This window comes from Panacagrimonas sp., assembly GCF_965216805.1.
Lineage (GTDB): Bacteria > Pseudomonadota > Gammaproteobacteria > Nevskiales > Nevskiaceae > Panacagrimonas.
In genome coordinates this window covers 1,401,675-1,412,638 of sequence record NZ_CBDCGN010000002.1, presented here as the reverse complement: position 1 = coordinate 1,412,638, position 10,964 = coordinate 1,401,675, and the positions used below count along the sequence as shown (strand labels likewise).

At 62.2% G+C, this 10,964-nt stretch carries 5 protein-coding genes; all 5 read left to right on the top strand.

All coding sequences use genetic code 11. From position 1 onward, the window contains the following. Positions 1–619: 619 nt before the first annotated feature. On the top strand, positions 620–2,125 hold the full coding sequence (locus tag ACOOHP_RS06800) for an OmpA family protein (protein WP_420465701.1): 1,506 nt from the start codon (positions 620–622) through the stop codon (positions 2,123–2,125). A gap of 796 nt (positions 2,126–2,921) precedes the next feature. Then, entirely contained in the window at positions 2,922–5,873 is a 2,952-nt protein-coding gene (locus tag ACOOHP_RS06795) for a ribonucleoside-diphosphate reductase subunit alpha (RefSeq protein WP_420465700.1), read from the top strand. Between the two features lie 84 nt (positions 5,874–5,957). Continuing rightward, positions 5,958–7,208 carry a ribonucleotide-diphosphate reductase subunit beta gene (locus ACOOHP_RS06790; protein WP_420465699.1) on the top strand — a complete coding sequence of 417 codons (1,251 nt, stop codon included), beginning with the start codon at positions 5,958–5,960 and terminating at the stop codon, positions 7,206–7,208. Positions 7,209–7,635: 427 nt separating this feature from the next. Beyond that, positions 7,636–9,504, top strand: coding sequence for an SIR2 family protein (locus tag ACOOHP_RS06785; protein WP_420465698.1), 1,869 nt, complete (start codon positions 7,636–7,638; stop codon positions 9,502–9,504). Continuing rightward, complete coding sequence (locus ACOOHP_RS06780; protein ID WP_420465697.1) at positions 9,501–10,952, top strand: argonaute/piwi family protein; 1,452 nt, start codon at positions 9,501–9,503, stop codon at positions 10,950–10,952. Before ACOOHP_RS06785 ends, ACOOHP_RS06780 begins: the two co-directional genes overlap by 4 nt. The last annotated feature ends 12 nt before the right edge of the window (positions 10,953–10,964 follow it).

Here is a 10,964-nt window from a genome sequence, read left to right as displayed (position 1 = left end):
GCCGTCCTAAGCTTGAACCGACCTTCGATGTTGCGAGCGCGGCCGGGACAAGCGCGCAACGGACGCCCCAAGGGCATCAAGATGGATTGAGCTGTCGCCGCTGTGGTCGCTCGATTTGCGCGCTTCCGGCCCGCTTCGCCGCCCCGACTAACGGCTGCGCCGGGCCGCCGCGCAAGACCGGATCGGACCCGGCACCGCCGGGTTGGACGGCCGGACAAGTGCGCCGGTGCAGGGTTGACGACACTGCCGCCGCTGCTCCCTTAAGCCAAAGGCAGACGCTTGCTGCGGCGTGTATTAGGACGTGCTTTAAGTCGCAGTCGCCACGCCTCGATCAACCGCCATGTCCGACGGCGGCGCAGGATCCGAGCCCTGCCAGGGGCGCCAATCAGGTGGTTACCGTGCCGCAAAGTACGCTGATCGCAACGAATTTCAGCGTATCGCGGTTTACGGCGCCCTGCGGCATCATCATAATCCAAGCGTCAAAGGCGTTAGCCGCGCCGGGACCTGCCTGTTAGGGGCGATCTCCAAGATCGCTGGCAGTTCCGGTCGGCCGCCGAGCTCAAGGTCGGTCGCAAGGCCGTCATCTACTGAAAGACCAGGGTCGATGGGGAGTGAAGGAATGTTGAAACCTTTGAAATGGATGGCCGCGCTCGCGCTGTGCGCGACGGCAGGCTCTGCGACGGCTCAGGAAGCCGACACCCGCTGGTACATCTCGCCCTCGCTCGGGGCGATGTTTGCCGACGGCGATTTCGGCGGTCAGGGCCAGATCGGTATCGGCAAGAACGTCAACTCGTTTTTCGGATTCGAACTGGAAGCCGGGTTCGGCATCCTCGATGTCAGTAGCGACGAGTTCGACATCCCGGAGGGCAACGACTACGAACGCTTCACGGCGGGTCTGAACCTGGTCACCACGCTGGCAGGGCCCGACGCTGGCGTGCGTCCCTTCCTGCTGGCCAACCTCAACGGCCACCAGATCGACTTTCTTGAGGAGTCGCTGTCCGGTGGCGGCGTGGGCGTAGGCGGCGGTCTGTTCATTCCCATGGACAAGAAATGGGACATCCGCCTGGAGACCCGCTACAACCTCGACTTCATCAGCGAGGAAGGCATCATCCCGGAAGACACGTTCTATGTGTGGACCGCCACCGCCGGCGCCCGCTACAAGTTCGGCGCCGACCCCGGTGACGATGACGGCGATGGCGTGCCCAACTCCAAGGACAAGTGCCCCGACACGCCGCGCGGCGTGCAGGTGTACTCCGACGGCTGCCCGATCGACCTCGATCAGGACGGCGTGCCCGACTATCTCGACAAGTGCCCCAACACGCCGCCCGGATCGCCGGTCGACGCCAACGGCTGCCCGTTCGATTCGGACGGCGATGGCGTACCCGACCATCTGGACCAGTGCCCCGGCACGCCGGCTGGCGTCAAGGTCGACAGCCGTGGTTGCCCGCTGGATTCCGACGGCGACGGCGTACCCGACTACCTCGACCAGTGCCCGAACACCCCGCGTGGTCAGGCCGTCGATGCAGCGGGCTGCCCGATCACCGATAGCGACGGCGACGGCATCCCCGACCATCTTGACAAGTGCCCGGATTCCGATCCGAGCATCCCGGTCGGACCGGACGGCTGCCCGCTGGATTCCGACGGCGACGGTATCCCCGACCACCTCGACGAGTGCCCCAACACGCCGCCGGGCCTGAAGGTGCTGCCCAATGGTTGCGCGCTGGTCGGCGACTGCCGCAGGCCGCGTCCGGGCGAAGCCGTCGATGCCAACGGTTGCGCGCTGGATCAGCGCTTCGTGCTGCGTGGGGTCAAGTTCGAGTTCGACTCGGCCAAGCTGACCCGGCCGGCCGAGCTGATCCTCAACGACGTGGCCGACACGCTTGCCGCCTACCCGGATGTCTCGGTGGAAGTCCAGGGTCATACCGACTCGCTCGGCACCGATGCCTACAACCTGGGCCTGTCGGAGCGTCGCGCCAATTCGGTCAAGGACTATCTGGTCGGCCGCGGAGTCGTCGGAGCGCGTATGCGCCCGGCCGGCTACGGCGAGACCTCGCCGATCGCGGACAACAGCACGGCCGAAGGTCAGGAAGAGAATCGCCGCGTGGAATTCCGCGTGATCGATTGAGGTCCGGTAACAAGGCTTGAAACACTGGCCCGGCGGGGAAACCCGCCGGGCTTTTCGTTGGTGTCGACCTCTCCGCAAGGCAACCCTTCCGGTTTTCGAGTTAATGCGCGCGGAAGCGGTAGCCGCGGCGCTGGCGTGTACCGCCCTTGAGACAAAAGCGTCACCGTAATACGCCGCGATTTCGGGGTCGCCGGTCGCTGCGCACTTGCATTGACTGCGCAGCCATCATCACAAGTCTTGTAATTAAATTAAAGACGGTAGTGTTATTTAATTTTTAATCACAAAGAAAAAATCTTCGAAACAACCTTCGAGACAATTTTCAATTCACTGATCCAAAAAGAAATTGACCCGGAGTCAGACCGTTCGGCACCGATCCGGCTGGCGCCGCCGGAGGCCTGGCGGAATTTATCCACTGCCGGATAAGGGGGTGAGGGTGTCCGCAAACCCTGTTCTCATGCCTGCACTTAGCGACTCCATCCACAGGCAGCCCACATCTTAGGCAGGGGTGATCCACAAGCCTGAACACAGGATGTTGGGGTTTGCCCATCCGAAAACCACTAGATATTGTTAGCCGACGGTGAAACGCACCCCTCGTCGGTGGCCCGGCCCAGAGCCGGTCCCCGCACCGCAGGAAGATGCGTACCGACGATGAACTGGCTTGTTTCTCCCGCTTGAAGTCACCGGGAAGGAGCAGACTAAACATGGTCTGGTACGTCGACCTGCCGATGCGCATGACGAGCTAGCGCCCCGTCCGCCGCATCCAAGTCACCACATTCGTTCGAGGGGAACAACACCCATGAGTCTGTCATCCGCTCAGACCACCGCCGGCAGCGAAACGCGCCGTCAGACCGCTGAAACTGCTTCGGCAATGCCCACGCATGCCGAGCTGGCTGCGACCGCCCCCGGCGGCATCAAGGTGATCCGCCGCAACGGCAAGCTCACCAGTTTTGACAGCTCCAAGATCTCGATTGCCCTGACCAAGGCCTTTCTGGCGGTGGAAGGCGGACAGGCGGCGGCCAGTTCGCGCGTGCGCCAGTTGGTGGCCGACCTCGCCCAGCAGGTCACCCAGGCCCTGACCCGCCACATGAACGGCGGCGGCACCCTGCACATCGAGGACATCCAGGACCAGGTGGAATTGGCGCTGATGCGCGCCGGCGAGCACAAGGTGGCACGAGCCTATGTGCTGTATCGCGACGAGCAGATGCGCAAGCGCGCTGCCGAAGCCGCCAAGCAGACCGAGGCGGCGCCGGCCAAGGCCACGCTGAACGTCAAGCTCGACGACGGCAGCATCGTGCCGCTGGACGAACCGCGCATGCATCGTCTGGCTGCGGAAGCCTGCGAAGGCCTGACCGGCGTCGACGGTGAGGAAGTGGTCGCCGCCGCGGTGCGCGACCTGTACGACGGCATACCGGAAGCCGAGCTGAGCCAGGCCCTGACCCTGGCCGCCCGCGCCCGCATCGAAAAGGAACCCAACTACACCTACGTCTCCGCGCGCCTGCTGCTGGACGCCATGCGCCACGAGGCGCTGAAGTTCCTGGGCGAGCCGCAGACGCGGCCGACCTTCGAGGAGATGAAGGCGCTGTACCCCGATTACTTCCGCGACTACATCCACAAGGCCGCGGAACTGGAGCTGCTGGACCCCAAGCTGTGCCTGTTCGACCTCGACACCCTGGGCAAGGCGCTGCTGGCCGAGCGCGACGCCAAGTTCGACTACCTGGGCCTGCAGACGCTGTACGACCGTTACTTCATCCACTCGAACAAGGTGCGCTTCGAGCTGCCACAGGCGTTCTTCATGCGCGTTGCCATGGGTCTGGCGATCAACGAGATCGACCGCGAAGCCAAGGCCATCGAGTTCTACCAGCTGCTCAGCGCCTTCGACTTCATGAGCAGCACGCCCACCCTGTTCAACAGCGGCACCCTGCGCCCGCAGTTGTCGAGCTGCTACCTCACCCAGGTGCCGGACGACCTCGACGGGATTTTCGGCGCCATCAAGGACAACGCCCTGCTGTCCAAGTATGCCGGCGGGCTGGGTAACGACTGGACGCCGGTGCGCGGCATGGGCGGCTACATCAAGGGCACCAACGGCAAGTCCAACGGCGTGGTGCCGTTCATGAAGGTGGCCAACGACACCGCGGTGGCGGTGAACCAAGGTGGCAAGCGCAAGGGCGCGCTGTGCGCCTACCTGGAAACCTGGCACCGCGATGTCGAGGAATTCCTGGACCTGCGCAAGAACACCGGCGACGACCGCCGCCGCTGCCATGACATCGACACCGCCAACTGGGTGCCGGACCTGTTCATGAAGCGGGTGATGGAAGACGGCCAGTGGACGCTGTTTTCGCCGGACGAAGTGCCCGACCTGCACGATCTGATGGGCGATGCGTTCGCGCAGCGTTACGCCGAGTACGAAAAGCTCGCCGACGAAGGCCGCATCAAGAACTTCAAGCGCATGCCGGCGCTCAACCTGTGGCGCAAGATGCTGAGCATGCTGTTCGAAACCGGGCATCCGTGGATCACCTTCAAGGACCCCTGCAACGTACGCAGCCCGCAGAGTCACATCGGCGTCGTGCACAGCTCCAACCTGTGCACCGAGATCACGCTCAACACCAAGGCCGGTTCCGAGATTGCCGTGTGCAACCTGGGCAGCGTCAACCTGCCCGCACACATCGGCGCCGACGGCCAGCTCGATCTGGTCAAGCTGCAGCAGACCATCCGCACCGCCTTGCGCATGCTGGATAACGTCATCGAGTACAACTACTACTCGGTGTCCACCGCGCGCAATTCCAACCTGCGCCACCGCCCGGTCGGCATGGGCGTGATGGGCTTTCAGGACGCGCTGTACAAGTTGCGCCTGCCTTATGAGAGCGACGAGGCGATCCGCTTCGCTGACGAATCGATGGAGGCGATCAGCTACTACGCCATCCAGGCCAGCACCGATCTGGCCGAAGAGCGCGGCGCCTACTCCACCTTCAAGGGCTCGCTCTGGGACCAGGGCATCCTGCCCATCGACTCCATCAGGTTGCTGGGCGAGGCGCGCGGCAACCAGTACCTGCGCCAGGACAGCAGTGTTTCCGGCCGCTTCGATTGGGACACGCTGCGCGCCCGCGTGCAGACCGTGGGCATGCGCAACTCCAACTGCATGGCCATCGCTCCTACCGCCACCATCGCCAACATCACCGGCGTGGCGCAGTCCATCGAGCCGCAGTTCTCTAACCTGTATGTGAAGTCCAACCTGTCCGGCGAATTCACCGTCATCAACGAGTACCTGGCCAACGACCTCAAGGCTCTGGGCCTGTGGGACGAGGTGATGGCGCACGACCTCAAGTATTACGACGGCTCGGTGCAGCAGATCGACCGCGTACCGCATGAGCTCAAGCAGATCTACAAGTGCGCGTTCGAGGTGGACTCCAAGCGTCTGGTGGACGCCGGCAGCCGCCGCCAGAAGTGGATCGACCAGTCGCAGTCGCTGAACCTGTACATGGCCGCGCCCAGCGGCAAGAAACTGGACGAGCTGTATAAGCACGCCTGGCTGTCCGGCCTCAAGACCACCTATTACCTGCGCACCCTGGGCGCCACCCACGCCGAAAAGACCACCATCACCGATGGCCGGCTCAACAAGGTCGGCAGCGGCGAGAGTGCCGGTGCTGCGGCCGCCGTGTCAGGGCCCATCACCCTGCCGCGTGCGGCCACCGAAGTGTCCGGCGCCAAGGTGTGCTCGATCCTGGATCCGGGATGTGAGAGCTGCCAGTGAAGGCGTTAGGCGTTAATGGCCGCGCTTTTTGATCAACGATTGCAAGACCCTTCGCGATTACAGAATGATCGCAAGGGCAAGGAGATGAACATGCTGTCCTGGGACGACGAAACCACACCCACCACCGCCCCGGCGAAGGCCGCTTCGGCGCCTCACGCCTCACGCCATTCGCCTCACGGCGCTGTCGTCATGGCAACTGCGCCAGCACCTGCTCCGAAACCGCCCATCCCCGGCCCTGAGGAATTCCGCCTCAAGCCCACCCAGGGCAAGCCCGAGGCCGGTTATACCGGTCTGGAAGACCTGGACATGGGCGCGCGCCGCATCCAGGTCGACGACAAGAAGATCATCAATTGCCGCGCCGACCTCAACCAGCTCGTCCCCTTCAAGTACAAGTGGGCCTGGGAGAAGTACCTCGCCGCCTGCAACAACCACTGGATGCCGCAGGAAATCGGCATGAGTGCCGACATCGCGCTGTGGGCCGATCCCAACGGCCTGACCGAGGACGAGCGCACCATCATCAAGCGCTCCCTGGGCTTCTTCAGCACCGCCGACTCCCTGGTGGCCAACAACCTCGTGCTGGCCGTCTACAAGCACATCACCAACCCCGAGTGCCGCCAGTACATCCTGCGCCAGGCATTTGAAGAGGCCATCCACACCCACGCCTACCAGTACATCATCGAGTCCCTCGGCCTGGACGAGGCCGAAGTCTTCAACATGTACCGCGAAGTGCCGAGCATTCACGACAAGGCCGCGTGGTCCCTACCCTACACCCAGTCCCTGGCCGACGAGAACTTCCACACCGGCACGCCGGAGGCTGACCAGCGCCTGCTGCGCGACATGATCGCCTTCTACGTCGTATTCGAAGGCATCTTCTTCTATGTCGGCTTCGTGCAGCTGCTGAGCTTCGGCCGTCGCAACAAGATGATCGGCGCCAGCGAGCAGATCCAGTACATCATGCGCGACGAAGCCATGCACATGAACTTCGGCATCGACGTGATCAACCAGATCAAGATCGAAAACCCGCACCTGTGGACGAATGAGTTCCAGGAGCAGGCCCGCCAGATGATTCACGAGGCCACCCAGCTCGAGATCCGCTACGCGCACGACACCATGCCGCGCGGCGTGCTGGGCCTGAACGCCGCGATGTTCACCGAGTACATGCAGTTCATCGCCAACCGCCGCTGCCAGCAGATCGGCATCAAGGCGATCTACCCCGGTGCCGACACCAACCCGTTCCCGTGGATGAGCGAGGTCATGGATCTCAAGAAGGAGAAGAACTTCTTCGAGACGCGCGTGACGGAGTATCAGACGGGTGGGGCCTTGAGCTGGGATTGAGCCTAGATGGATGGGTCACTCGTAGGGACAACGGCTGACCCAGATTTTTCTGGGTCAGTTCTAGACTCAAATTAGCTATTCCAAGATTTGCCTAGCGCCGCCACCTATTCTCAGATTTGCCCTATCTTCAAACGAGCCTGCGGAAAGCCAAATCAAGATTTGCCCGAACTGAATGGATCCAGTTCGCGGCGGGTGATAATCGAGAAGGATCTGTGCGAGTTTCGATTCACAATCCGAAGGTGAATGCAGCCCGAAAGGCCTGATCGACGTATCGGATGCGGACACGACACAATTACGCCTCGACGGTGATCAAAACGTTCGAGAAGTACGCTCCAAATTCCGATGCTCCAGGGACAAGAGCAAGCTTCCGCTCTACCCTTGCATCGCTAGAGCTCCCGTTTATCGCCGACTCCAGCAGAGATTTGGCGTGATCCGCACGCTGAAGGGGCCAGAGTTCGCCAGGCAGTTCGCCCTGCGTCCGCAAATGCTGGCCTGGTTCCTCGGCGCCGGAGCCTCTGCATCAGCCGGAATTCCTACCGGCTACGCGATGATCACCGACCTCAAGAAGCGGTTGTTCTGCCAGCTCACCGGCACCTCGCTGAGGCAAGTGGACGCCAACGACCCGCTATGGATCGCGCGGATTAATTCGTACCTCAGCACTCGATCGGGGCTTCCCGTGCCGAACGATCCGACCGAATACGCAGCAGCGTTCGAGGCTGTCTATCCGACCCCGGAGGATCGACGCGCATACATCGAGGCAGCCATCAGAAAAGGGAGTCCGTCGTTCGCACACAGGGTCCTCGCGGCATTGCTGACTACCCAGCGGGTTCCTTGCGTCTTCACGACAAACTTCGATTCCCTAATAGAGACCGCTGCAACGCTCACTGATCAGTTAGTCGATCCCGCTGAGCGCGCCCATCTGACGGTCGCGGCTATCGATAACGCCGCTCGCGCCCAGCTCTGCATGCGGGAATCTCGGTGGCCCTTGCTTGCCAAGCTGCATGGCGACTACCAATCGGTCGAACTAAAGAACACGACAGCGGAACTGAAGACGCAGGATTCGCAGATGCGGCAAGTGTTGTCTGCAGCTTGCGCTCGCTTCGGCCTCGTGGTCGTCGGATATAGCGGGCGCGATGCCTCGGTCATGGAAGCCCTCACCGAAGCGTTAGCACAGCCCAAGGCATTTCCGGGCGGGCTGTTCTGGGTGACGCGGAGAGCTGATTCGCTGCTGCCCGCCGTAACGCAATTGCTGGAGGCTGCGGTCAAGGCCGGTGTATCCGTTGCTGTCGTGGACTCCCAGACTTTCGATGAACTGGCGGCCGACATTGCCGACGACACCGAGCTGCCGGCGCCACTCAAGACGCATGTTTATCAGGCGCGTCCGAATCCGGTTGTTCGCGAGGTCCCGCTGCCGACGACTGAGCGGCGGAAGTTTCCCGTGCTGCAATGCTCAGCGCTTCCGGTACTCGCCCTGCCGACAGTTGCGCGTCGCATCCAAGTCGATCAACCGGTTTCAACATCCCGTGCGCGAGAGCTGCTACGAGAGGCAGAGGTCTGGGCCATCGTCGCCAGCGCAGGGCAGGAGTTGGCGGCTTTCGGGAGCGACGCTGATCTCGATCGCGCCTTTGCCAGCGTCGGCGGCCGCGTCGCGGGATCGATCGAGTTGCACCCGGAACGGGACAGCTGGGCTCGCGGACTTCTCTACGATGCGCTCGTACGCGCTTTGTGCCGAAGGCGGCCGCTGTTTGCCCGTCTGCGCCGTAAGGGGCACTCGCTGCTGGTGCAAAGCGGGTTTCCGGACGACCCACCGGAAGTTGTTACCCGTCGCGATAACCAGCTCGCGGAGCTCAAGCGCGCGTACAACGCAGCACTCGTGGGCAAGATTCCCGACCTCGACTATCCATTCAATGAGGGCGTGCAAATCCGCCTAGAGTCCTTGAATGGGCAGTGGTGGTGTGCATTCGAGCCGTTCACCTCTGTGGAGTTCCCGCGCCGCGAGGCGGATAACGACGGCGACGCTGAAGCCGCATCGGGCGATCTTACATTTCAAGTTCTTCGCCAAGGCGATCCTGCGATTGATTGGCGGCGCGAACGATGGGTTTTGCGCCGCAACCAAGCATGGGCTCAGATCATCGCCGCATGGGCAAGGATACTTGCAGGAGACGGATCCTTTTCATTGCGATCGCTCCGGCTAGAAGATGGTGTTGGTCAGGATGCGGAGTTCCGCTTGTCACCGGTCACCGCCTGGAGCCGACCGGGCCATGAGCACGACTATTTCCGACGTGGTGGTCGATGAGCATGAATTTCGACGCATCAAAGATGGCACCCTTCACCCTGCTGGAAGAACCTCAGTTGACGTTCGATCCGGCCGATCAGTCGCTCGACGTGAATCCGCTACGTGGGCTCGACCTATTTGGCCCTTACAGTTCGGCTACGTTCAGGGCCTACACCCCGGCATTGCGGATCGCGAGTATTGCGCCCCTGAGCGGACTAGCCGGACTGCGGGACTTAATCGATACCCTGCGCTCGAATCAGAAGCCAGGGGACCGAAAAGAGTATGTCCCGCACTTCCGCGGTTTCGCGGACATATTCGGCGTCCCCTTGATAGGGGCGCCAACCGGCAGCGCTCACATCAAGCTGCCTGACGACCTCGACAAGCTGGGCGAGAATGGACCAGCGCACGAACGGCTGTTGCAGGCTCTTCGCGGCGGAATGGATCGGCTGATGTTGGTACGCGATCAGTTCGACGTCGCCCTCGTCCACCTGCCGGACGCCTGGCAGGCGGCATTTCGAGCACCGGGCTTCGATGCCCACGATGCTCTCAAGGCATTGGGAGCGGCATACGGCATCCCAACGCAGGTGATCAATGACCGCGCAATCAACTTCCAATACAAGGCATCCCTAGCGTGGCGCCTGTCGATTGCCTTGTATGTGAAGGCAGGCGGCATCCCCTGGAAACTGGCTCCCCTTCCGGAGGTCCCTGAAGGGACGGCCTATATTGGCCTTGCCTACGCGCTGAGGGGCGAACCTAAGGAAGCGCACTATGTCACCTGCTGTTCGCAGGTCTTCGACGCAGACGGCGGTGGCATGCAGTTCGTAGCATTCGAGGCGCGCGACCCTGTCAAGGACATTGAAGAAGCGCGACGCAATCCTTTCCTGAGCCGGAACGATATGCGTGCGGTGCTGGCGCGCAGTCTGCATCTCTATCAGGGCCGAAACGGCGGACAATTGCCACGCCGGCTCGTGGTTCACAAAACGACGGCTTTCCGATCCGAGGAAATGGAAGGCGCACTAGACGCTTTGTCTGCCGTGCCTGAGGTTGAATGCATTGAGGTCGGGAGTAGCCCGGGCTGGCGCGGCGTGTGGTTGAACCAGGGGAGGAAACGGGGAGCGCGCAGCGAGCCTGATGGCTACCCAGTTCCTCGCGGCACGGTACTGCAGCGCTCCGGAAATTCTGTGCTGGTCTGGGTCGCTGGCAACGCGCCACGTGCTTCACTGCAAGGGGACTACTACCAAGGCAAGAAAAGCATCCCGCGCCCGATCAGCCTCGTGCGTCACGCAGGTATCGGGCCTATGGAAACAACCGCTCTGGAAGCCCTTGCGTTGACGAAGATGGATTGGAACAACGATGCCCTCTACGACCCCGTTCCTGTCACCATTCGATACTCTCAGCGGCTGGCCAGAACGATAGCCAATGTTCGTGCACTTCCGGGAAATGCCTACGCATACCGGCTTTTCATGTAAGCAATAATGGGC